Raw genomic sequence first — 22,198 nt, 5'->3', positions numbered from 1 at the left:
GGTGATGATATATGCTTACAGAACGTCAGCTCTTAATTTTACAAATTATCATTGACGACTTCATCCGTTCTGCGCAACCTGTAGGTTCACGCACATTGTCAAAGAAAGATGAAATTACGTTCAGTTCTGCCACCATCCGAAATGAGATGGCTGATTTAGAAGAACAAGGATATATTGAAAAAACACACAGTTCTTCTGGTCGCGTACCATCTGAGAAAGGTTATCGATTTTACGTTGATCATTTGCTATCTCCGCAGCGCTTACCTGCAGAAGATATTGTAAAAGTAAAAGGCGTATTCGCGGAGCGCATGATTGAAATGGAGAAAATTGCACAGCAGTCGGCGGAAATTTTATCAGATTTGACAAGTTACACAGCGATTGTACTAGGTCCTAAGGTCAGTGAAAATAAGCTGAAGAACGTTCAAATTGTTCCAATTGCAGCCGATACCGCAGTGGCTATCATTGTAACCGACTCCGGGCACGTACAAAGTAGAACAATTACGATTCCCGAATACATTCAAGTTGCGGATTTGGAACGAATGGTCAATATTTTAAATGAAAAGCTCACTGGTATACCAATCTCCGAGCTTCACAATAAAATTTTTAAAGAAATTATTACTGTCTTGCGTCAACACGTACAAAACTATGATCAGGTTATCAAATTGCTTGATGGTACGTTCCAGTTTAGTGCATCGCAAAAAATTTATTTTGGTGGTAAAACGAACATCCTATCGCAGCCTGAGTTCCATGATATTCAAAAGGTGCGTTCATTGCTTCATATGATTGATAAGGAGCATGATTTCTACCACCTACTGGGTAATACAGCCGGATTGCAGGTAAAGATTGGTCGAGAAAATGGCCCATCTGCTATGGAGGACTGTAGTCTTATTACGGCATCGTACTCTATCGGTGAGGATACACTTGGTACATTCGCAATTCTCGGACCAACCCGCATGAATTATGCGCGTGTGATTAGCTTGCTGCAATTGTTTACAAGGCAGCTTGCAGGTGTATTCGAAAACGCAAAGCACAATAAATCATAATTGATAAAACCGCATTTTTAAGGGAGGTGAAAATGGTGGAAGAACGTAACGAACATACAACAGAAGAAGTAATGGCAGAGCAAGAGCATACTGATGCTACGGAAGATCAGGAAGTTCTAGAAGAGACGAGCCCTGAATCGAATGGTCTACAAGAACAAGTAGCTGAGCTCACAGCAAAGCTTTCTGAAACAGAGAATCGCATGCTTCGTCTGCAAGCTGACTTTGATAATTATAGACGCCGTGTTCAACTTGATAAAGAGGCGGCTGAAAAATACAGAGCACAAAGTCTTGTATCTGACATTTTACCTGCACTTGACAACTTTGAAAGAGCAATGAAGGTAGAAGTAAGTGATGAGCAAGCACAATCCCTTTTACAAGGTATGGAAATGGTATATCGTCAATTAACAGAGGCTCTTGCTAAAGAAGGTGTAGCGGCAATTGAAGCGGCGGGACAGCCGTTCGATCCGCATTTGCATCAAGCTGTTATGCAAGTAGAAGACAGCGCTTATGAGTCTAATACGGTAGTAGAAGAGTTTCAAAAAGGTTACAAATTAAAAGATCGTGTTATTCGCCCTTCTATGGTGAAGGTCAACCAATAACACTACATATTGAGGAGGATGAACGATGAGTAAAATTATCGGTATCGACTTAGGTACAACAAACTCTTGTATCGCTGTAATGGAAGGCGGCGAGCCAAAGGTAATTCCAAATCCAGAAGGCAACCGTACAACTCCTTCAGTGGTTTCTTTCAAAAATGGTGAGCGTCAAGTAGGTGAAGTGGCTAAACGTCAAGCAATCACAAACCCTAACACAATCATCTCTATTAAGCGCCACATGGGTACTGACTACAAAGTGGAGGCTGAAGGGAAAGAATATACACCACAAGAAATTTCTGCAATTATTCTACAAAACCTAAAAGCTTATGCAGAAGAATACTTAGGTGAAAAGGTAACAAAAGCAGTTATTACAGTTCCCGCTTATTTCAATGATGCAGAACGTCAAGCAACAAAAGATGCAGGTAAAATTGCAGGCTTAGAAGTTGAGCGTATCATTAATGAGCCAACAGCTGCGGCTCTCGCATACGGGTTAGATAAACAAGACGAAGAACAAAAAATCTTAGTATACGATTTGGGTGGCGGTACGTTCGACGTATCTATCCTTGAATTGGCCGAGGGCACATTCGAAGTAATCGCGACAGCCGGTGATAATCGCCTGGGCGGAGATGACTTTGACCAAGTCATTATTGACTACTTAGTAGCAGAATTTAAGAAAGAAAACAGCATTGATTTATCTCAAGATAAAATGGCAATGCAACGCTTGAAAGATGCAGCTGAAAAAGCGAAAAAAGATCTTTCTGGTGTAACATCTACACAGGTTTCTCTACCTTTCATCAGCGCAGGAGCGGCAGGTCCGTTGCACTTAGAAGTAACATTAACTCGTGCGAAGTTTGAAGAACTTTCCGCAGAATTGGTAGAAAGAACATTAGAGCCGACTCGCCGTGCGCTTCGTGATGCAGGCTTAACGCCAAGCGACCTTGACAAAGTTATTCTTGTAGGTGGTTCAACTCGCATTCCAGCAGTACAAGAAGCAATTAAACGCGAAACAGGCAAAGAGCCATATAAAGGCGTTAACCCAGACGAAGTAGTTGCACTTGGTGCAGCAATTCAAGGGGGCGTATTAACAGGTGATGTAAAAGGCGTTCTATTGCTTGATGTAACACCACTATCTCTTGGTATTGAAACAATGGGTGGTGTATTCACGAAATTAATTGAGCGCAATACAACAATCCCAACAAGCAAATCACAAGTATTCTCTACAGCAGCTGATAACCAAACAGCAGTTGATATTCACGTGTTGCAAGGTGAACGTCCAATGGCTGCTGACAACAAAACGTTGGGTCGTTTCCAATTGTCTGATATTCCACCAGCACCACGTGGCATCCCTCAAATTGAGGTAACATTTGACATTGATGCGAACGGTATTGTTAACGTACGTGCGAAAGACCTTGGTACAAATAAAGAGCAAGCAATTACAATCCAATCCTCTTCAGGTCTTTCTGATGAAGAAGTAGAACGCATGGTAAAAGAAGCAGAAGCAAATGCGGGCGCAGATCAAAAGCGTAAAGAAGAGGCTGAACTTCGCAACGAAGCAGACCAACTTGTATTTCAAACAGAAAAGCTTGTAAAAGACTTGGAAGGCAAAGTAGATGCTGCAGAGGTAACAAAAGCAAATGAAGCAAAAGATGCATTAAAAGCTGCAATTGAAAAGAACGAACTAGAAGAAATTCGTACGAAAAAGGATGCACTTCAAGAAATCGTTCAAAACCTTTCCGTAAAGCTATATGAGCAGGCGCAACAAGCAGCGCAAGCACAAGGCGGATCGGAAGCGAATGGAAAGAACGATAACGTTGTAGATGCAGAGTTTGAAGAAGTAAAAGAAGATAAGTAAGAACAAAAAAGTCAGAGTCAGGCGCGCCTTGACTTTGGCTTTTTTCTGTGTTGCAAAGGAGTTTCACAAGGTGTTACAATTACGTTTATGTGAAAGGAGACGGCCATGAGTAAACGAGATTATTATGAAGTGCTTGGTGTTAGTAAAACGGCTTCTAAAGATGAAATAAAAAAGGCGTACCGCCGTTTGGCGAAAAAATATCATCCTGATGTGAGTACTGAAGCAGACGCGACAGAAAAGTTTAAAGAAGTACAAGAGGCATATGAAGTGTTAAGTGATGATACTAAACGCGCCCAATATGACCAATTTGGCCATGCTGGTCCAAATCAAGGGTTTGGCGGATTTGAAGGCGGATTTGAAGGTGGCTTCGGCTTTGAAGATATTTTCAGTACGTTCTTTGGCAGTGGAGGCAGAAGACGTGATCCAAATGCGCCACGTCAAGGTGCAGATCTGCAGTATTCTGTAACACTTGAGTTTGAAGAAGCCATTTTTGGCAAGGAGATGGATATCGAGATTCCATCTGAGGAAAATTGTGGTACATGTGACGGCTCGGGTGCTAAACCTGGAACGAAAAAGGAAACATGTTCGCATTGTAGCGGAGCAGGTCAAATTAACGTAGAGCAGAACACTCCATTTGGTCGCATCGTAAATCGCCGCACATGTAACCATTGTGGTGGTAGCGGACAAATCATTAAAGAGAAATGTACGACATGCCACGGCACAGGGAAAGTCCGAAAAAACAAAAAGATTCACGTGAAAATTCCAGCTGGTATTGATGATCAGCAACAAATTCGTGTGTCTGGTAAAGGTGAAGCCGGCGTAAACGGCGGACCTCCAGGAGATTTGTATGTAGTAATCCGTGTACGTTCCCATGAGTTCTTTGAGCGTGAGGGCGATGATATCGTATGTGAAATGCCGCTCACATTTGCGCAGGCTGCGCTTGGCGCAGAGGTGGAGGTTCCGACTGTACACGGCAAAGTAAAACTGAAAATTCCTGCTGGTACACAAACAGGAAAGCAGTTCAGATTGAAAGGGAAAGGTGCACCGAACGTAAGAGGGTATGGACAAGGCGATCAATATGTTATCGTACGTGTGGTGACACCGACAAACTTGAGCGCAAGACAGAAAGAATTGTTACAAGAACTGGACGGACATGAAGAATTGCATAAAGATGACAGCCTGTTCGGAAAGCTTAAAAGAGCCTTTAAAGGGTAATACTGGTAGAAAAACCGCAGGAGTGGTCACATAATGAAATGGTCAGAAATTAGTATTCATACAACGCAAGAAGCTGTGGAGCCTATCTCTCATATACTGCATGAGATGGGAGCAAGCGGTGTTTCTATCGCAGATATTGAAGATTTTAAGAAAGAACGCGAAAATGTTTTTGGCGAAATTTACGCATTAGATCGCAATGATTATCCAGAGGAAGGTGTGCTTGTTAAAGCATATTTCCCTGTTAATGATGAGCTGCATCAAACAGTAGAAAATATTCGCGCAGCTGTAGATTCCCTAAAGCTTCATGATATTGATCTTGGTGCGAACACAATTACTCTTCACGAAGTAAACGAAGAAGATTGGGCAACGTCTTGGAAGAAATACTATCATCCTGTGAAGGTGTCAGACACCTTTACGATTGTTCCTACATGGGAAACATACGATGCAACACCAGAAGAGCGCATCATTGAGCTTGATCCTGGTATGGCGTTCGGTACGGGCACACACCCAACGACCGTCATGTGTATTCGTGCGTTGGAAAAAGCGATTCGCCCAGGCGATCATGTAATCGATGTGGGCACAGGTTCAGGGATTTTAAGTATTGCTGCTGCCAAGCTTGGTGCTGCAAAGGTAGAAGCGTATGATTTAGATTATGTGGCAGTAGAAAGTGCCAAAGCTAATGTTACGCTGAATAAAACAGAACATGTGGTTACAGTGGGGCAGGGAAACCTGCTGCAAGGAATTGATGGTCCTGTGGACTTGATTGTTGCAAATCTACTAGCAGACATTATTCTACTATTTGTAGAGGATGCGGCAAAGGTAATAAAGTCATCTGGTTTATTCATTACATCCGGTATTATTCAAACGAAACAAAAAGAAGTGGAGCATGCGCTTACACAAGCAGGTTTCACTGTAGAAGAAGTTTTAAGCATTGAAGATTGGGTAGCGATTGTAGCTCGAAATAAATAAGCGGTTTGCCCCGTTTACGTAAACGGGGCATCCGTATTGTCAGGTGATAAACATGCAGCGCTATTTTGTTGAACGTATAGAAAACGAAGAAGTTTTATTGAATGGTGATGATGCGCACCATATTGTCAAAGTAATGCGTATGCAGCCAGGCGATGTATTGTATTGCTGTGCAAACGGAAAAACGGCCCTTTGTACAGTTGCTGAAATTACCAATGAATTTGTGAAAGCGGCTGTTGTACAATGGGTGGAGGAATCCAACGAGCTTCCTGTCTTCGTTACGATTGCCAGTGGTTTGCCAAAAGGAGATAAGCTTGAGCTTGTCTTGCAAAAAGGTACAGAACTGGGCGCAGCAGCTTTTCTTCCCTTTCAAGCAAAGCGTTCTATTGTAAAATGGGATAGTAAAAAAGGCGATAAAAAGGTGGAACGTTGGACAAAAATTGCAAAGGAAGCGGCCGAACAATCGCATCGTGCCGTTGTGCCTTCTGTATATGCACCGGTAACGTTTAAAGAGCTATTAGCAATGAGTGCTGATTATGATATATGCATTGTCGCTTACGAAGAGGAATCTAAACAAGGTGAGAAAGCACGATTTGCAGGCGCATTAGAACGATTACAGCCTGGGGAAAAGGCGTTGCTTGTCTTTGGGCCTGAAGGGGGTCTTGCGGAAGAAGAAGTTACACAGTTACGTGAAGCGAATTTTATTCCGTGCGGATTAGGACCTAGAATTTTACGGACAGAAACAGCGCCGCTTTATGCGTTGTCCGCTGTGTCCTATCATTTTGAATTAATGAGGTGATTATGATGGCAACAGTCGCGTTTCATACGTTAGGTTGTAAGGTAAACCATTATGAAACAGAGGCGATTTGGCAGCTGTTTAAAGAAGGTGGCTATGAGCGCACAGAGTTTGAGCGTACGGCAGATGTATATGTAATTAATACTTGTACAGTAACAAATACAGGTGATAAAAAGAGTCGTCAAATTATTCGCCGTGCCGTTCGTCAAAATCCAGATGCAGTAATTTGTGTTACGGGTTGTTATGCGCAAACGTCTCCTGCTGAAATTATGGCCATTCCTGGCGTGGATATTGTAGTAGGTACACAAGACCGGGAGAAAATGCTTGGGTATATTGAGCAATTTAAAGAAGAGCGTCAACCAATTAACGGTGTGCGTAACATTATGAAAACACGTGTTTACGAAGAATTGGATGTACCGTATTTTACTGACCGTACACGTGCTTCTTTAAAAATTCAGGAAGGGTGTAATAACTTCTGTACATTCTGCATCATTCCTTGGGCACGTGGTTTAATGCGCTCTCGTGACCCGCAAGAGGTTATTCGTCAGGCACAGCAGCTCGTAGATGCAGGTTACAAAGAAATTGTATTAACTGGTATTCATACAGGTGGCTATGGCGAAGATATGAAAAACTATAATTTAGCAATGTTGCTTCGCGATATGGAAGCACAGGTAAGAGGGTTAAAACGTCTTCGTATTTCCTCAATTGAAGCAAGTCAGATTACGGATGAAGTGATTGAAGTATTGCGTAATTCCAAAGTGGTTGTACGCCATCTTCATATTCCGCTTCAGTCTGGTTCAAACACTGTGTTAAAGCGTATGCGTCGTAAATATACAATGGAATTCTTTAAAGAAAGATTAGACCGTTTAAAAGAAGCATTACCGGGTTTAGCTGTTACATCAGACGTCATTGTGGGATTTCCGGGTGAAACTGAAGAAGAGTTTATGGAAACATATAACTTTATTAAAGATAATTGTTTTTCAGAGCTTCATGTATTCCCTTATTCTAAGCGTACAGGAACACCGGCAGCTCGTATGGATGACCAAATTGATGAAGAAATAAAAAATGAGCGTGTACATCGTTTAATTTCGTTATCCGATCAATTAGCAAAGGAATACGCTTCACAATTCGAAGGTGAAGTACTTGAGATTATACCGGAAGAATATAATAGCGATGGATTGTTAGTTGGTTATACGGATAACTATTTGAAAGTGCTTTTAGAAGGGTCGGAAGAATGGATTGGACAGCTTGTAAAAGTGAAGATTACAAAAGCGGGTTATCCTTACAACGAAGGTCAGTTTGTGCGCGTGTTGGACGAAACACCAACAGAATCTGCCAGCGCATAAGAAGTGTGTCTAATGACACACTTCTTTTTTATGGGTGCAGTATAAGACGTCAATAATTTTTGAATGAAGCTTTTCGTGCAATTCTATAATGAAAATTAACTTGAGATTTCACCAGCATAATTTATAAAAGTATATGCATGTAAATGCTTGTAACAGGAAAACTTAACATAGGAAATATCTTTTTTTTATGTTATAATGACTATCGAATTAGGTTGTCAGACAACTAACAAGTGATATACATATACGAAAGGGGTATAAGAAAATGAACTATGCAAAATTAATTGATCACACATTATTAAAAGCAGATACAAAAAAAGAGGCAATTGAGACACTTTGTGCAGAAGCAAAGCAACACGATTTCGCATCAGTATGTGTAAATCCGACATGGGTAGAAACAGCGGCACAACTATTAAAAGGTACTGATGTGAAGGTATGTACAGTTATCGGCTTCCCTCTTGGTGCGAATACACCTGAAACAAAGGCGTTTGAAACAAAAGATGCAATTGCAAAAGGTGCTACAGAGATTGATATGGTAATTAATATTGGTGCATTAAAAGATAAAAATGATGAGCTTGTTGAGCGTGATATCCGTGCGGTTGTAGAAGCAGCAAACGGAACGTTAGTAAAAGTTATTATTGAAACATGCTTATTAACAGAAGAAGAAAAAGTTCGCGCATGCGAGCTATCTGTAAAAGCAGGCGCGCATTTTGTTAAAACATCTACTGGCTTCTCTACTGGCGGAGCTACAGTGGAGGATGTAGCATTAATGCGCAAAACAGTAGGCCCTGATATTGGTGTAAAAGCTTCTGGTGGCGTTCGTGACGCTGCTGGTATGGATGCGATGGTAGAAGCGGGCGCAACTCGTATCGGAACAAGCTCCGGCGTATTACTTGTGAGTGGTAAAACGGCAACAACTGACTATTAAAAAACTGTCCCAATTTGGGACAGTTTTTTAATAGGTAGATGGAAAATTTCCATACCAAGAGTACCTTCCTTGTTAGATTTAGTTTTGCAAAGCGTGATCGGGTCGTCAGTCTTAACCTCAATAAACAACGCCCGTGCTTCTCTCTTATCCAAAAATATCTTTTTGTCTGGTATTCATCTAAAATCAGCAAGGATCCTCCCATTTCAAACAGTCCACAAGGACGTTAGGTGGGGGGGAGTTGACGCTGGTTTTTGTCTTTTATTCATGCAACTGTTGACCAATAGGAGTAAAATGTATTATAATTTCAAAAGACATGCTGAAGAAGTGTTTCTTTTTTTGCATGCCCTAGATTAGTGTAAGTGGATGTTTCGGAGGGAGGGAAAGAATAATGTCTAAAACAGTCGTTCGTAAAAACGAGTCTTTAGAGGATGCACTTCGCCGTTTCAAGCGTTCAGTTTCTAAAACTGGTACTCTTGCAGAAGCAAGAAAACGCGAATTTTACGAAAAGCCAAGCGTAAAGCGCAAGAAGAAATCCGAAGCAGCGAGAAAACGTAAATTCTAAGAGAGGGTGTAAGTATGAGTCTTCTCGAAACTTTAAACAATGATATGAAACAAGCGATGAAGAATAAGGAAAAAGAAAGACTTTCCGTCATTCGCATGGTAAAGGCTGCTTTGCAAAATGAAGCGATTAAAATGCAACGTACTCTGAATGAAGATGAAGAGCTTACGGTATTAAGTCGTGAAGCTAAGCAGCGAAAAGACTCCCTCCTCGAATTTGAAAAAGCGGGTCGTGAAGACCTTGTGAATAAAGTAAAAGACGAAATGAAAGTTTTGGAAACGTATATGCCAAAGCAACTTACGGAAGAAGAGCTCACAGCGATTATCCGTGACGTAATTGCGGCTACAGGTGCGTCATCCAAAGCTGATATGGGTAAAGTGATGGGTGCTGTGATTCCGAAAACAAAAGGAAAAGCAGACGGTTCATTGGTCAACAAGCTTGTTTCACAGTTGCTAGCATAAAAAAATGCCTCCATTGGAGGTGTTTTTTTATGCTTTTTTTATTTTTAGTGATAGATGTCTCGTCTGTTTCATACATATGAGATAAAAGGGGGGTCTTTTGTGAAAAAGCTGCAACAGATGAAAGGTTGGATGACAAAGAAGATGGACCTGCCTGCGGATGTTCTAATGGATCTTCCGCGCATTACGCTGATTGGACAAATTCACATTTATATAGAAAATCATAAAGGTTTACTTGTTTTCTCAGATACTGAAGTACGTTTATTGTTAAAGCAGGGACATCTTCTTGTTAAAGGAAATGGCTTTGTAATCAAAACAATATTGCCGGAAGAATTATTGCTCGAAGGGACAATTGATCAAGTATTATTTTTAGACGAGTAATGGGGGAGAACGATGAAAAATCAATGGATGACTTTCTTTTTTGGACATGTTAAAGTTCGGCTCGCTGGACGAGGTGTAGAGCGTTTCTTGAATGAATGTGTAAGGAAAGGCATGCATGTGTGGGATGTTCGAAGAGTAGGAGAGGATATGTTAACTTTTCGTATCTATGTTAAAGATGTTAAAGCACTTCGCCCTATCTTTCGTAAATATGAATGCGATTTAACATTCGTTGAAAGGGGAGGGCTGCCATTTTTGCAAAAGCGAACATTCCGCAATGCAGGATTTACCCTTGGCTTGTTGGGGTTCTTTAGTATTTTACTATTACTATCAAATATGGTATGGAATGTGGAAATTAAAGGTGCTAAACCAGATACTGCGTATATTATTGAGAAAGAATTGCAAAAAATGGGAGTTACAAGAGGGAAGCTGCAATTTCAAGTGCCAAATGTAGAACAAATTCAGTGGCAACTTACAAATAATGTGGGTTCTATCACTTGGGTAGGAGTTGAATTGCGTGGAACAACATATCATTTGCAGGTCGTTGAAAAAAATGAGCCGGAGCAAGAAAAAGTTCTGCCACCTCAAAATTTAGTTGCTCGTAAAAAAGCAATCGTTCAAAAGATGTTCGTTGAGCATGGCAAAACAATGGTGCAGTTATATGACCATGTTGAACCAGGGCAACTTTTGGTGTCGGGTATGTATGGTCCTGAAAACCAACCGACTGTTACAGCTGCAGAAGGAGTTGTATTTGGAGAAACGTGGTATGATTCTGTGGCTGAGATACCGTTAAAAACATCGTTTCAAGTGTATACGGGAGAATTTTTTCATAAACATTATCTGAAAATCGGTAATTTCAAGATAAAAATATGGGGTTTTGAAAAAAATAAGTACAAGCAATATAAAGAGGAAACGATAACTCATCCTCTTCACTTTTTAAAATGGGAGCTTCCTTTTGGATACGAGAAGGTCATTGTCAGAGAAGAGGAAGGAGCTATTCGTCAATACAGTGAAAAAGAAGCTCTAACAGTTGGAGTTGAAATGGCAAGAGGAGAACTTAAGAAAAAACTGGAAAGTAATGCAATTATTTTAGGTGAAAAGGTTTTACAGAAGCAGATCGAGAATGGTACATTAAAATTAAAGTTATATTTTAAAGTAATAGAAAACATAGCAGTAGCGCAACCGATTACAGAATCCAATATTCAAGGAGACTAAGTAATGGCCGAACGTTTAGTAGAAATGAAGCAACAAGTAGAAAACCAGAATGAGGCTGCCGCATTATTCGGCGTCCAAGATGCAAATTTAAAACTTATTGAGCGTGAATTGCAGGTCACAATTGTAACGAGAGGTGAAAGTGTTCGTGTATCAGGTGAACCCGAGGCTGTAGAACTTGTTGAAGACATTTTACAACATTTATTGATAGTGATCCGAAAAGGAATTTCAATTTCTGCCAGAGATGTTGCCTATGCCATTCAGTTAGGACAAGAAGGGGAGCTAGCGCAGTTTGAAAATCTATATGTTGAAGAGCTATTAAAAACAGCAAAGGGGAAGCCTGTACATGTTAAGACAATCGGACAACGTCAGTATATCCAATCTATAAAAAGGAACGATGTTGTGTTTGGGATTGGACCTGCAGGAACGGGAAAAACATACTTGGCCGTGGTCATGGCTATTCGAGCATTAAAGAACGGCTCGGTTAAAAAGATTATTTTAACAAGACCGGCAGTAGAAGCGGGAGAAAGTCTTGGGTTTTTACCAGGCGATTTAAAAGAAAAAGTAGATCCGTATTTAAGACCTCTTTATGATGCGCTTCATGATTTGCTTGGACAAGAGCATACACAACGTATGATTGAGCGAGGTACAATTGAAATTGCGCCCCTTGCTTATATGCGCGGACGAACATTGGATGATTCGTACGTTATTTTGGACGAAGCACAAAACACAACCGGTGCGCAAATGAAAATGTTCTTAACGCGTCTGGGGTTCGGTTCTAAAATGATTATAACAGGAGATCCATCTCAGATTGATTTACCAAAAGGTGTTCGTTCTGGATTAGCTACAGTTACAACAGTTCTAAAGGATGTTCCAGGTATTGCATTTGTCACTTTGGAGCAGTCTGATGTAGTACGTCATCCTGTTGTACAAAGAATTATTGCGGCATACGAGAAAGCAGAGTAGAGGGTGTCCTATAGGACACCCTCTTTAGCCTGTAAAATAATATTTGGTGTTTATGTATTTTTTTTATATGATAAACTTAAAAGTGATGTAAAAATTGAAGGAAATTTTATACAGGATACGGACTCTTAATCCTAGTAGCAACCCAGTAACAATATGTATATATAATCAAATGATGGAAGTGAACCGGAGAGGGGGATGTAGGCAAACATGTTGAAAACAAACAAGGTCTCTCTGTTTGTGAGAAGGCTTTCGCACATTAATTTTATTATAATGAGTTTATATGCCATACTCGGCTTTATTTTATTTGCAGCACTGGCCAGTAATGTAAAACCGGACGAGCTTGATGTAAAATTGCTTTCAATCGCAAAAAAAACCATTCATTCTCCCATTACTATTGAAGATAAAGCCACTACTGAAAAGAAGAAGCGAGAAGCTGCCCAAAAAGTAGAGGACCAATATACATATCGCACGGAATATAAACAAAATCGAATCGATATTGTGAATTCTGTATTTGATATCGTTAAAGAGGTAGGCGATGATAGCAAAGGGTCGGCTACAACAGTGCCTGTTTCAGAGCAAGTTGATATGCTGAAAAAGAAGCTTCCAAGCGATATTATTAAAAGTGTTACTGAACAAGGATTATTAGCTATGCTAAGTGCTACGCCGGAGCAACTTGCGGCTGCGCGAGAGTTTTCTGTCACGGCTGTTAATAATGTAATGAGTCGTCAAATAAAAATCAATGAAGTAAGTGAAGCAAGAACAAGACTCAGCAATGAATTACGCTATGCAAGTGTTACTGGCGCTTTAAAAGATGCCATTATTTCTTTAGGGCAATATGCTGTTATACCTAATTATTTTTATGATCCAATCGCAACGAAAGAACGTAAGCAATTAGAGATGAGCACGGTGGATCCTGTATACATTTTACAAGGGCAAGTTATTGTAAAAGAAGGAGACACCATTAAGCGAGAGGTATATGAGCAACTCAAATTGGTAGGGCTAGCGGACAATCAAACAGCACTTCAACCGTTTCTTGGGTTAATTATGTTAATATCACTCTTATTGTTCTTTGTGCATAAGCAGTTTACACGTTTTTTGAATCATAAGCATGAAGATAAGCCTTACCTTGTGGCATATATCATTATCGTTGCTATGACAATTTTCCTTATGAAAATAATTAGTTTATTTCAACAAGTGGAATATGCAGGACTTAGTTATATGGTACCGGTAGCGATGGGGACAATGCTCATTAAACTAATGATTGGGGAGCGATTTGTTTTTGTAACAAGTATGATTTTTTCCATCAGTGGAAGCATTATGTTTAACGAGGGTGTAACAAGTGCATTCAACTACTCTGTTGGTACGTACATTTTATTAAGCGCCTTGTCAGCTAATATATTTTTAAAAGAGAAAAATCTCAGGAGTATGATTTTACAAGCGGGTATTTTTATTAGCCTGTTTAATGTACTGGTAATATCAGCATTATTGCTACTTCGTAATGGACAGTTTTCGTGGTTTGAGGTTGGATTGCATCTCATGATGGCAGCGGCATCGGGTTTACTTTCTTCCGTACTTGTTATGGGCCTTTTACCTTACTTAGAAAGTGGGCTTGGGATTGTCTCGACGATGAAGTTAATGGAGCTGGGCAGCCCAAATCATAACTTATTACGTAAAATTCTACTCGAAACACCAGGGACGTATCACCACAGTATTATGGTAGCAAACTTATCAGAAGCTGCCTGTGAGGCAATTGGTGCAAATGGATTGGTAGCAAGAGTTGGTGCTTATTATCATGATATTGGAAAGACGGTGCGGCCACATTTCTTTATAGAAAATCAAATGGGTGCCGCTAACCCTCATGATGAGCTTTCTCCTGAAGTAAGTCGAGATATTATTATCTCTCATGTAACGGAAGGAGTAAAGTTACTGCGTGAGCATAAAATTCCGAAAGAAATTGTAGATATTGCTGCCGAACATCATGGTACAACGCTCTTAAAATATTTTTACCATAAAGCAGTTCAAAGTGGAGACAAGGAATACACGGAAGAAATGTTTCGGTATCCTGGTCCAAAGGCTAGGTCTAAAGAATCGGCTATTGTTGGTATTGCAGATAGTGTAGAAGCTGCTGTGCGCTCATTGAATGCACCGACGCCTGAGCAAATTGAAAAATTGGTTAAAGGAATTGTGTCGGATCGTTTGCGAGATGGGCAGTTTTCTCAATGTAATTTAACATTTCAAGAATTAGAAATCGTAACAAAAACATTATGTGAGACGTTGAATGGAATTTTTCATTCACGTATTACATATCCCGATTAATGATAGTGGAGGTACAAGATGAGTATTGTTGTTGATTTTTTTGATGAAACAAATGAAATAGAGGAGAAGCATATTAGTATGTTACAAGAGCTCATTGCGTTTGCAGCAAAGAGTGAAAAGGTTGGAGATGCAGAGATGTCCGTCACGTTTGTGACAAATGAACGTATACAGGAGTTAAATCATAAATATCGTGGCAAAAATCAACCCACGGATGTGATTTCGTTTGCAATGGAGGAGATGGGTGAAGGAGAATTAGAAATTTTGGGCGGAGAAGAAATCCGAATGCTAGGCGATATTATTATTTCTGTTCCTCGTACAAAAGAGCAAGCGGAAGATTACGGTCACTCGTTTGAAAGAGAGCTTGGATTCTTAACAGTTCATGGTTTATTACATCTTCTCGGTTACGATCATATGACGGAAGCGGAAGAAAAAGTGATGTTTGATAAGCAAAAGGAAATTTTACACACTTACGGACTAAATCGATGAAAAAGGGGAAGCTAATCAATAGCTTCCAGTACGCATTTTTTGGTCTTTGGATATGTGTTCGTGATGAACGCAATATGAGAATTCACATTTGTGCAGCGGTAGTTGTATGCGGGATGGGGCTTTATTATGGTATTTCCAGGCAGGAGTGGAGTATTCTTTTGCTCACGATCGGTGTTGTAATGAGCTTGGAAGCTGTCAATACAGCAGTAGAGAAAGTAGTGGATTTAACAACAACTGAACAACATCCGCTTGCAAAATATGCTAAGGATGCAGCGGCAGGAGCTGTTTTATTGTTCGCATCTATAGCTGTTGTAATTGGTATATTAATTTTTATCCCTTACGTTCACCAATCATTTTAATTGTGGAAAGGATGGGTTATATGAACAGTCAAGAATTAATTCAAAAAGCGATTGAGGCTCGTCAAAATGCTTATGTACCATACTCTAAATTTAAAGTGGGTGCTGCCCTATTAGCAGTCGACGGCAAACTATATCAAGGTTGTAATGTGGAGAATGCTTCATACGGTTTAACAAATTGTGCAGAGCGAACAGCATTATTTAAAGCAGTGTCGGAAGGTAATAAGGAGTTTACAGCAATTGCAGTAGTAGGAGACACAGCTGGTCCGATTTCTCCGTGTGGCGCATGCCGTCAAGTTATGGTAGAATTATGCAAGCCCGAAACGAAAGTTTATTTGGCTAACTTAAAGGGCGACGTGCAGGAAACGACCGTTGCGGCGTTATTGCCCGGCGCATTTTCATCGGAGGATTTACATGAATAAAGAATACAAATCAGGATTTGTCTCCATTATTGGGAGGCCGAATGTAGGGAAATCTACATTTTTAAATCGAATCATCGGTCAAAAAATTGCAATTATGAGCGATAAGCCGCAAACCACGCGGAATAAAATTCAAGGTGTGTATACAGAAACGGACGCGCAAATCGTTTTTATTGATACACCAGGAATTCATAAGCCAAAGCATAGGCTTGGTGATTTTATGATTAAAATGGCTGAAAATACGTTAAAGGAAGTAGACATTGTTTTGTTCATGATTAATGCAACAGAACAATTTGGACGCGGAGATGAATATATTATTGAAAAATTAAAGAGCACAAAGCAGCCGGTCTTTTTGGTAGTTAATAAAATTGATCAGGTGCATCCTGAAAAGTTATTGCCGCTTATTGAAAAGTACAAAGAAGCTTATAGTTTTACAGAAGTAATTCCAATTTCCGCATTGGAAGGCAACAATGTTGAGGCTTTAATTGGGACAATTAAAAAGTACTTACCGCCAGGTCCGCAATATTATCCTGCTGATCAAGTAACGGATCATCCAGAACGATTTATTATCGCGGAATTGATTCGCGAAAAGGTGCTGCATTTGACACGTGAAGAGGTGCCACATTCTGTTGCGGTTGCAATTGATGCGATTGAAAAGCGTGAAGGCGGAGCGGTGTATGTGAATGCCACTGTGGTAGTTGAGCGCCCTTCTCAGAAAGGAATTATTATTGGTAAACAAGGTGGCATGTTGAAAGAGGTGGGGAAGCGTGCTCGCCTTGATATTGAAATGCTTCTCGGTTCAAAGGTATTCTTAGAACTATGGGTAAAAGTACAAAAGGATTGGCGCAATAAAATGTCGCAGCTGCGTGATTTTGGATTTCGGGAAGACGAGTACTAATTAACAAAATTTTTCTCACATGAAAATGAACAAATAAGGTCATTTTAATAATAAGGAATTGGAGTATATGCTGGTCTTACTGAGGAAGGTGGGTTCTTATGTTGAAGTTTACCTGGAGTGTGTTTTCAAAGACGGGCAATATCGAAACATATCTTCTCTTAAAGGAATTAGAGAGAGAAGGGCAAGACATACCAGACCAACAAATGGATGAGCTAGCAGAAAGCGATTCGCCAATTTCTTGATCTTATTTGTTCAATCCCAGGGGGAACGAACGTGTTTCAAAAAATTGAGGGAATTGTGATTCGGACAACCGATTATGGAGAAACGAACAAAATTGTCACTATCTTTTCTAGAGAGCTTGGAAAAGTAAGTGCAATGGCAAGAGGCGCTAAAAAACCGAAAAGTCGTTTAGCGGCCGTTTCACAGCCGTTCACATATGGCTATTTTCTCCTGCAAGTCGGTTCGGGTTTAGGAACACTACAGCAAGGTGAAATTATTTCTTCTTTTCGTGATATACGTGAAGATATATTTTTGACTGCATATGCTTCGTTTATAGTAGAATTGACTGACAAGGCAACTGAGGAAAAAAGGAACAATCCATATTTGTTTGAAATGCTGTATCAAACGCTTCATCACATGAACGAAGGAGCGGATGCGGAAATCTTATCGCTGATGTATCAGACAAAGATGTTACCTGTTCTGGGTCTTCATCCGTCTTTTGACGAGTGTGCGATTTGTCGTCGGTCAGACACATTTGTCGCCTTTTCTGTACGTGAAGGCGGCTTTCTGTGTGCTTCGCATGCTGAACAAGATCCATATCGTATTCCATTGAATGAAGCGGCTGCAAAATTATTACGATTATTTCATCATTTTGATTTAACAAGGCTAGGTAACATATCTGTTAAACCAGAAACGAAAAAGCAAATGCGTATAGCATTAAACGCGTATTATGATGAGCATTGCGGTATTTATTTGAAGTCACGACGTTTTTTAAATCAGTTAGATAAACTAACACCGTAAGACCGTCACGGGACTTTCCCGATATGACGGTCTTTTTTGAATCTTCCATTTAGTATATAATATTGAAAAGACAGTATAACGTTTTTTCATGAAAGGATAAAGGTGGTGAGTGTATGGAGTTGAATAAGAGACAGGAACAAATCATTCAGATTGTCAAAGACTTCGGACCCATTACGGGCGAAGCAATTGCTGAACAATTACATTTAACAAGAGCAACATTGCGACCGGATCTCGCGATTTTAACGATGGCGGGCTACCTGGAGGCACGCCCGCGCGTCGGTTATTTTTATACAGGAAAAACAGGAGGACAATTGTTATCAGAAGCTGTCAAGAAATTAACCGTACAATCCTATCAATCCAGACCTGTAGTTGTTGATAAAAATGTATCGGTATATGATGCGATTTGTACGATGTTTCTTGAAGATGTAGGAACATTGTTTGTAGTAGATCATAATACAGTATTGGTAGGAGTAGTTTCCCGTAAAGACTTGCTTCGAGCAAGCCTTGGAAAACAAGAACTAACCGCTGTACCGGTCAATATTATTATGACAAGAATGCCTAATATTACAATGTGTAGACGTGAAGATAGTTTATATGAGGTTGCTAAAAAGCTAATAGCCAAGCAAATCGATGCTATGCCGATTGTGCGTGATACTGAACGCGGGGCAGAGGTAATCGGACGCATTACAAAAACGAACATTACACGTGCATTCGTAGATTTAGTCAACAATGAAACGTTGTAATCACAAAGTGAGGTTAGAACATGAGCAATCAAATTGTATATGTGGTGTCTGACTCAGTCGGGGAAACAGCTGATTTAGTCGTTCGTGCTGCCATGGGACAATTTCTATTTACACCGGATATTAGACGCGTACCATATGTAGAAGATATGGGGACACTTAAGGAAGTTGTTTCAATCGCCAAAAGCAATGGCGCCATTATTTGTTTTACGTTAGTAAAACCTGAAATGCGAAATTATTTAATTGATGAAGCAAAAGCTGAGGGCGTACAAGTATACGATATTATTGGTCCGCTCATTGATCGTATTCAGGCTACAACAGGAGCAATTCCAAGATTTGAACCTGGTTTGGTTCGAAAGCTTGATGAAGATTACTTTAAAAAAATTGAAGCTATTGAATTTGCGGTAAAATATGACGATGGTAGGGATCCGCGAGGGATATTAAAAGCAGATATTGTGTTGATTGGCGTATCGCGAACATCTAAAACACCACTTTCGCAATACTTGGCCCATAAGCGATTAAAAGTGGCGAATGTACCGCTTGTACCGGAAATAGATCCTCCAGAAGAACTGTATCGCGTGCCAAAAGAAAAGTGCTTTGGTCTAAAGATTGATCCTGATAAGCTCAATAACATTCGAAAAGAGCGATTAAAATCGCTTGGGCTCAGTGATGGTGCCAGCTATGCTAATATGAGTCGCATTCAATCTGAGTTAAAGCATTTTGAAAACGTTGTAAGTAAAATTGGATGTCAGGTTATTGATGTTTCCAACAAAGCAATTGAAGAAACAGCGAATCTTATTTTAAATACGATACAAACACAGCGGCGATTTTAATCAGAAACTAACCCTGTATTTCGTAGGCAAGAAGAGCGGTCCATATGTGGGTACGGTCGGTTTCTGAGAGGAATAATGATTGACACTTAGGGGATTTGTGCAATTTCTCTTTTTGCTATTGGCTGTGTTAAAGCCTGATTATGTATATGTTAGCAAAGTACATGAGCTTAGGTAGCTACTAAGTGTTATGCGAGAAAACATCTGCGCAAAATGTGTGGGTGTTTTTTATTGTAGAATAGTTTATAGAGCTTATATAGCAAAATAAATATACCTGCAAGTAGGATGAAATAATGCGCTAATAATTTTCTACAAAGAACAGCTTTTTGTGTAGCCAATAAAAGAAAAATATATTATAATAAAAAATTGTGATAAAAGCATGTGTTTTTTACGTTTAGACTTTGATTTTTCAGAATAAACTAGGGATAGATTCGTGATACCATTCTTCTACGTAAAATCGACAAAAATCCAAACAATTAAGCATGCATTATGGAAGGATTCGCTGAAGGGATGTAGAATAGAGAAATATGCCGAAATCGAAACGGGTTTTCGTAGATGCTGATGCTTGTCCTGTAAAGCAAGAAATAGTTTATGCTTGTAAGCCATACGAAATAGAAGTTTATTTTATTGCTTCTCATGCTCATCAAACAAATTTTGGGAGCGGTACATGGATTTATGTAGACTCTTTACAGGATGAGGTTGACTTTGCAATTTTTCAACGTGCTGAAGCAGGGGATATTGTAGTGACCCAAGATATGGGTTTGGCTGCTCTTCTAGTAAAAAAGAAGGTTATCGTTATTTCCCCCAGAGGGATACTAATTCAGGACGAGCAAATTGACTACATATTGCATTCACGATATGTATCTGCAAAATTACGCCGACAAGGAACATTTACAAAAGGACCTAAAGCATTCATCAAAGAAGATCGAGAGAGATTTTCAAATATGCTACAAAAAATATTGTCGAATCATGAAGGAATTCACTGATTTATACCGAATATAAAGTTACGGAGTGGAGTTATGGGAGAGAAAATCCCTGATGAAGTTGTAGAGCGCGTCCGTCAGTCCGTTGATATTGTCGATGTAATCAGCGAATATGTGCAACTGAAAAAACAAGGCCGCAATTATTTCGGTTTATGTCCTTTTCATGGCGAGAGCACCCCGTCCTTTTCCGTTTCGTCGGATAAGCAAATTTTTCATTGCTTCGGTTGTGGGGAAGGTGGAAATGCATTATCTTTTCTTATGAAAATAGAGGGTATTTCCTTTTCGGAAGCTGTGCAAAAAGTCGGTGAAAAAGTCGGAGTAAATGTTGTAGAGTACGTGGGAGAACCACAAGTTGCAGACAATGCTGAAGGGCGAATGGTGGAGGCTCATGAACTTCTTAAAAAGTACTATCATCATTTGTTACTGAATTCGCAGGAAGGTCAAGCAGCTCTCGAGTATTTGCTGAAGCGAGGGATATCCAGGGAGCTTATTTCCAAGTTTGAACTCGGCTATGCAGGTCCTGCTTGGGATCACGGTGCAAAAGTGTTGCAAAAGCGAGGTTTTTCTCTTGTGAATATGGAAAAGGCGGGTTTGGTTATTGAAAACGAGCAAGGAGAAGGGTATCGAGATCGTTTTCGCCATCGGATTATGTTTCCTATCCATAATGCCCAAGGAAAAACGATTGCATTTAGCGGTAGAACGCTAGGAGATGATGCACCAAAATATTTGAACAGCCCTGAGACCCCGATTTTTCATAAGAGCAATGTGTTATACCATTTTCATCAAGCACGAACAAGTATGCGCAAACAGCAACGTGCCTTATTATTTGAAGGCTATGCAGATGTAATAGCCGCTGCTAGTATCGGGTTTGAGGAATCTGTTGCAACAATGGGCACAGCGATTACCAAAGAGCAAGCTTTATTACTAACACGCCATGCACAAACCGTGGTTATTTGTTATGACGGTGATAAAGCGGGACAAGAAGCGACTGCAAAAGCAGGGACAATTCTTTTAGAAGCTGGCTGTAATGTCAAAGCTGTTATCATCCCGGACCGAATGGACCCGGATGAATATATTCGCACACATGGTGCGAGTTCTTTTCGAAAGCTTGTGGAAGAAAGTCTTACATTTATTGATTTCAAACTTCATTATCTTCGTTTTGGCAAAAATTTACAACATCCACAGGAGCAAGGAAAATATGTACAGGCTGTCGTACAAGAACTCGCAAAGCTGACAACGTTTGTACAGGCCCAGCCGTATTTACAAGCATTAGCAAAGGAATTTCCTTACGAAATGGAAGATTTACGCAATGAATTGCGTAAGCTTCAAAAGGGACGTATGCAAACTGATTCTGTTGTGCCTGTAAGACGTCCGCTCACTAAGCCTCGTTTTACAGGATATGAACGAGCAGAAAGAGAACTTGTTTATCATGCTTTACACAGTGAGGAAGTTGCACAGCGTCTGCAGCCTTATATCCAAGATTTTCATACTGAAGAACATAAAGGGATTTTATATGAACTATATGCATATTATGAAAAGGGATATGAAGCAAGTGTCAGCAAGTTTTTAGACTGGCTTTCTAACGAAGCGCTCAAAAAAATTGCTACAGATATTTCAACCGATCAACTGATTAACCCAAACTATTCGCAAGAACTATTTGAAGGCGACCTTGAATCGCTACAAAATCATAAACAAAAGATAGAAGAAATGAGCTATGCATTTGAATTGCGTAAGATTGAAAAAATTGATCCGAAAGCAGCAGCTCAGTTTGCTTTAGAAAATATCATCAATAAGCGAAAAGCAAGAAGATAATAAGCAAAATAGTTTGTATCTCGTGC

24 protein-coding genes are annotated in these 22,198 nt (G+C 40.0%); all 24 read left to right on the top strand.

Annotation, left to right across the window (positions count from 1 at the left end):
* The first annotated feature begins 11 nt into the window (after positions 1–11).
* The 24 genes from hrcA to dnaG all read left to right on the top strand — a co-directional run bounded on the left by hrcA (position 12) and on the right by dnaG (position 22,172).
* Positions 12–1,043, top strand: coding sequence for a heat-inducible transcriptional repressor HrcA (gene hrcA / locus MUG87_RS08135; protein ID WP_247086982.1), 1,032 nt, complete (start codon positions 12–14; stop codon positions 1,041–1,043).
* 26 nt (positions 1,044–1,069) lie between these two features.
* Positions 1,070–1,642: a nucleotide exchange factor GrpE gene (grpE, locus tag MUG87_RS08130; RefSeq protein ID WP_281503683.1), complete on the top strand. Its 573-nt coding sequence runs from the start codon at positions 1,070–1,072 to the stop codon at positions 1,640–1,642.
* 25 nt (positions 1,643–1,667) lie between these two features.
* Positions 1,668–3,491, top strand: a complete 1,824-nt coding sequence (gene dnaK, locus MUG87_RS08125) for a molecular chaperone DnaK (protein WP_247086981.1) — start codon at positions 1,668–1,670, stop codon at positions 3,489–3,491.
* A gap of 105 nt (positions 3,492–3,596) precedes the next feature.
* Positions 3,597–4,706, top strand: coding sequence for a molecular chaperone DnaJ (gene dnaJ, locus MUG87_RS08120; RefSeq protein WP_247086980.1), 1,110 nt, complete (start codon positions 3,597–3,599; stop codon positions 4,704–4,706).
* A gap of 33 nt (positions 4,707–4,739) precedes the next feature.
* Complete coding sequence (gene prmA / locus MUG87_RS08115) at positions 4,740–5,675, top strand: 50S ribosomal protein L11 methyltransferase (RefSeq protein ID WP_247086979.1); 936 nt, start codon at positions 4,740–4,742, stop codon at positions 5,673–5,675.
* 52 nt (positions 5,676–5,727) lie between these two features.
* Positions 5,728–6,471 carry a 16S rRNA (uracil(1498)-N(3))-methyltransferase gene (locus MUG87_RS08110; RefSeq protein WP_247086978.1) on the top strand — a complete coding sequence of 248 codons (744 nt, stop codon included), beginning with the start codon at positions 5,728–5,730 and terminating at the stop codon, positions 6,469–6,471.
* Between the two features lie 5 nt (positions 6,472–6,476).
* The gene (mtaB, locus tag MUG87_RS08105) at positions 6,477–7,814 is read left to right on the top strand and encodes a tRNA (N(6)-L-threonylcarbamoyladenosine(37)-C(2))-methylthiotransferase MtaB (RefSeq protein WP_247087593.1); all 1,338 of its coding nucleotides are present in this window, start codon (positions 6,477–6,479) and stop codon (positions 7,812–7,814) included.
* Positions 7,815–8,076: 262 nt separating this feature from the next.
* Positions 8,077–8,739, top strand: coding sequence for a deoxyribose-phosphate aldolase (gene deoC, locus MUG87_RS08100; protein ID WP_124563351.1), 663 nt, complete (start codon positions 8,077–8,079; stop codon positions 8,737–8,739).
* Positions 8,740–9,127: 388 nt separating this feature from the next.
* The gene (gene rpsU, locus MUG87_RS08095; protein ID WP_000048061.1) at positions 9,128–9,301 is read left to right on the top strand and encodes a 30S ribosomal protein S21; all 174 of its coding nucleotides are present in this window, start codon (positions 9,128–9,130) and stop codon (positions 9,299–9,301) included.
* Between the two features lie 14 nt (positions 9,302–9,315).
* On the top strand, positions 9,316–9,759 hold the full coding sequence (locus MUG87_RS08090; protein WP_247086977.1) for a GatB/YqeY domain-containing protein: 444 nt from the start codon (positions 9,316–9,318) through the stop codon (positions 9,757–9,759).
* Positions 9,760–9,858: 99 nt separating this feature from the next.
* Positions 9,859–10,137, top strand: coding sequence for a sporulation protein YqfC (gene yqfC / locus MUG87_RS08085; RefSeq protein WP_247086976.1), 279 nt, complete (start codon positions 9,859–9,861; stop codon positions 10,135–10,137).
* A 12-nt stretch (positions 10,138–10,149) separates the two neighbouring features.
* Positions 10,150–11,349 (top strand): sporulation protein YqfD, encoded by a 1,200-nt coding sequence (yqfD, locus tag MUG87_RS08080; RefSeq protein WP_247086975.1) that lies wholly within the window; start codon positions 10,150–10,152, stop codon positions 11,347–11,349.
* A gap of 3 nt (positions 11,350–11,352) precedes the next feature.
* A complete protein-coding gene (locus MUG87_RS08075; RefSeq protein WP_247086974.1) occupies positions 11,353–12,312 on the top strand; it encodes a PhoH family protein in 960 nt (319 codons plus the stop codon).
* Positions 12,313–12,519: 207 nt separating this feature from the next.
* Positions 12,520–14,628, top strand: a complete 2,109-nt coding sequence (locus MUG87_RS08070) for an HD family phosphohydrolase (RefSeq protein WP_247086973.1) — start codon at positions 12,520–12,522, stop codon at positions 14,626–14,628.
* Positions 14,629–14,646: 18 nt separating this feature from the next.
* Complete coding sequence (ybeY, locus tag MUG87_RS08065) at positions 14,647–15,114, top strand: rRNA maturation RNase YbeY (protein ID WP_247086972.1); 468 nt, start codon at positions 14,647–14,649, stop codon at positions 15,112–15,114.
* The gene (locus MUG87_RS08060; protein ID WP_247086971.1) at positions 15,111–15,473 is read left to right on the top strand and encodes a diacylglycerol kinase family protein; all 363 of its coding nucleotides are present in this window, start codon (positions 15,111–15,113) and stop codon (positions 15,471–15,473) included. Before ybeY ends, MUG87_RS08060 begins: the two co-directional genes overlap by 4 nt.
* A 20-nt stretch (positions 15,474–15,493) precedes the next feature.
* Positions 15,494–15,892, top strand: a complete 399-nt coding sequence (locus MUG87_RS08055; protein ID WP_247086970.1) for a cytidine deaminase — start codon at positions 15,494–15,496, stop codon at positions 15,890–15,892.
* Positions 15,885–16,787 carry a GTPase Era gene (gene era, locus MUG87_RS08050; RefSeq protein WP_247086969.1) on the top strand — a complete coding sequence of 301 codons (903 nt, stop codon included), beginning with the start codon at positions 15,885–15,887 and terminating at the stop codon, positions 16,785–16,787. Before MUG87_RS08055 ends, era begins: the two co-directional genes overlap by 8 nt.
* A 98-nt stretch (positions 16,788–16,885) precedes the next feature.
* Positions 16,886–17,029, top strand: coding sequence for a YqzL family protein (locus MUG87_RS08045; protein WP_247086968.1), 144 nt, complete (start codon positions 16,886–16,888; stop codon positions 17,027–17,029).
* Between the two features lie 31 nt (positions 17,030–17,060).
* A complete protein-coding gene (recO, locus tag MUG87_RS08040) occupies positions 17,061–17,807 on the top strand; it encodes a DNA repair protein RecO (protein WP_247086967.1) in 747 nt (248 codons plus the stop codon).
* A gap of 113 nt (positions 17,808–17,920) precedes the next feature.
* Positions 17,921–18,550 (top strand): transcriptional regulator CcpN, encoded by a 630-nt coding sequence (locus tag MUG87_RS08035; RefSeq protein WP_247086966.1) that lies wholly within the window; start codon positions 17,921–17,923, stop codon positions 18,548–18,550.
* 20 nt (positions 18,551–18,570) lie between these two features.
* A complete protein-coding gene (locus tag MUG87_RS08030) occupies positions 18,571–19,380 on the top strand; it encodes a pyruvate, water dikinase regulatory protein (protein ID WP_247086965.1) in 810 nt (269 codons plus the stop codon).
* A 524-nt stretch (positions 19,381–19,904) separates the two neighbouring features.
* On the top strand, positions 19,905–20,363 hold the full coding sequence (locus MUG87_RS08025; protein WP_247086964.1) for a YaiI/YqxD family protein: 459 nt from the start codon (positions 19,905–19,907) through the stop codon (positions 20,361–20,363).
* A gap of 33 nt (positions 20,364–20,396) precedes the next feature.
* The gene (dnaG, locus tag MUG87_RS08020; RefSeq protein ID WP_247086963.1) at positions 20,397–22,172 is read left to right on the top strand and encodes a DNA primase; all 1,776 of its coding nucleotides are present in this window, start codon (positions 20,397–20,399) and stop codon (positions 22,170–22,172) included.
* Positions 22,173–22,198 lie beyond the last annotated feature (26 nt).

The sequence above is a fragment of the Ectobacillus sp. JY-23 genome (assembly GCF_023022965.1).
Classification (GTDB): Bacteria; Bacillota; Bacilli; order Bacillales; family Bacillaceae_G; genus Ectobacillus.
Note: the sequence above shows the minus strand (reverse complement) of the source record. Positions and strands in the feature narration are given on the sequence as shown.

Bases quoted from the DNA above. Each gene is read 5' to 3' on its own strand.
- hrcA (WP_247086982.1), top strand. From the start codon at position 12: ATGCTTACAGAACGTCAGCTCTTAATTTTACAAATTATCATTGACGAC.
- dnaK (WP_247086981.1), top strand. From the start codon at position 1,668: ATGAGTAAAATTATCGGTATCGACTTAGGTACAACAAACTCTTGTATC.
- dnaJ (WP_247086980.1), top strand. From the start codon at position 3,597: ATGAGTAAACGAGATTATTATGAAGTGCTTGGTGTTAGTAAAACGGCT.
- prmA (WP_247086979.1), top strand. From the start codon at position 4,740: ATGAAATGGTCAGAAATTAGTATTCATACAACGCAAGAAGCTGTGGAG.
- MUG87_RS08110 (WP_247086978.1), top strand. From the start codon at position 5,728: ATGCAGCGCTATTTTGTTGAACGTATAGAAAACGAAGAAGTTTTATTG.
- mtaB (WP_247087593.1), top strand. From the start codon at position 6,477: ATGGCAACAGTCGCGTTTCATACGTTAGGTTGTAAGGTAAACCATTAT.
- deoC (WP_124563351.1), top strand. From the start codon at position 8,077: ATGAACTATGCAAAATTAATTGATCACACATTATTAAAAGCAGATACA.
- rpsU (WP_000048061.1), top strand. From the start codon at position 9,128: ATGTCTAAAACAGTCGTTCGTAAAAACGAGTCTTTAGAGGATGCACTT.
- MUG87_RS08090 (WP_247086977.1), top strand. From the start codon at position 9,316: ATGAGTCTTCTCGAAACTTTAAACAATGATATGAAACAAGCGATGAAG.
- yqfD (WP_247086975.1), top strand. From the start codon at position 10,150: ATGAAAAATCAATGGATGACTTTCTTTTTTGGACATGTTAAAGTTCGG.
- MUG87_RS08075 (WP_247086974.1), top strand. From the start codon at position 11,353: ATGGCCGAACGTTTAGTAGAAATGAAGCAACAAGTAGAAAACCAGAAT.
- MUG87_RS08070 (WP_247086973.1), top strand. From the start codon at position 12,520: ATGTTGAAAACAAACAAGGTCTCTCTGTTTGTGAGAAGGCTTTCGCAC.
- ybeY (WP_247086972.1), top strand. From the start codon at position 14,647: ATGAGTATTGTTGTTGATTTTTTTGATGAAACAAATGAAATAGAGGAG.
- MUG87_RS08060 (WP_247086971.1), top strand. From the start codon at position 15,111: ATGAAAAAGGGGAAGCTAATCAATAGCTTCCAGTACGCATTTTTTGGT.
- MUG87_RS08055 (WP_247086970.1), top strand. From the start codon at position 15,494: ATGAACAGTCAAGAATTAATTCAAAAAGCGATTGAGGCTCGTCAAAAT.
- era (WP_247086969.1), top strand. From the start codon at position 15,885: ATGAATAAAGAATACAAATCAGGATTTGTCTCCATTATTGGGAGGCCG.
- MUG87_RS08045 (WP_247086968.1), top strand. From the start codon at position 16,886: ATGTTGAAGTTTACCTGGAGTGTGTTTTCAAAGACGGGCAATATCGAA.
- MUG87_RS08035 (WP_247086966.1), top strand. From the start codon at position 17,921: ATGGAGTTGAATAAGAGACAGGAACAAATCATTCAGATTGTCAAAGAC.
- MUG87_RS08030 (WP_247086965.1), top strand. From the start codon at position 18,571: ATGAGCAATCAAATTGTATATGTGGTGTCTGACTCAGTCGGGGAAACA.
- MUG87_RS08025 (WP_247086964.1), top strand. From the start codon at position 19,905: ATGCCGAAATCGAAACGGGTTTTCGTAGATGCTGATGCTTGTCCTGTA.
- dnaG (WP_247086963.1), top strand. From the start codon at position 20,397: ATGGGAGAGAAAATCCCTGATGAAGTTGTAGAGCGCGTCCGTCAGTCC.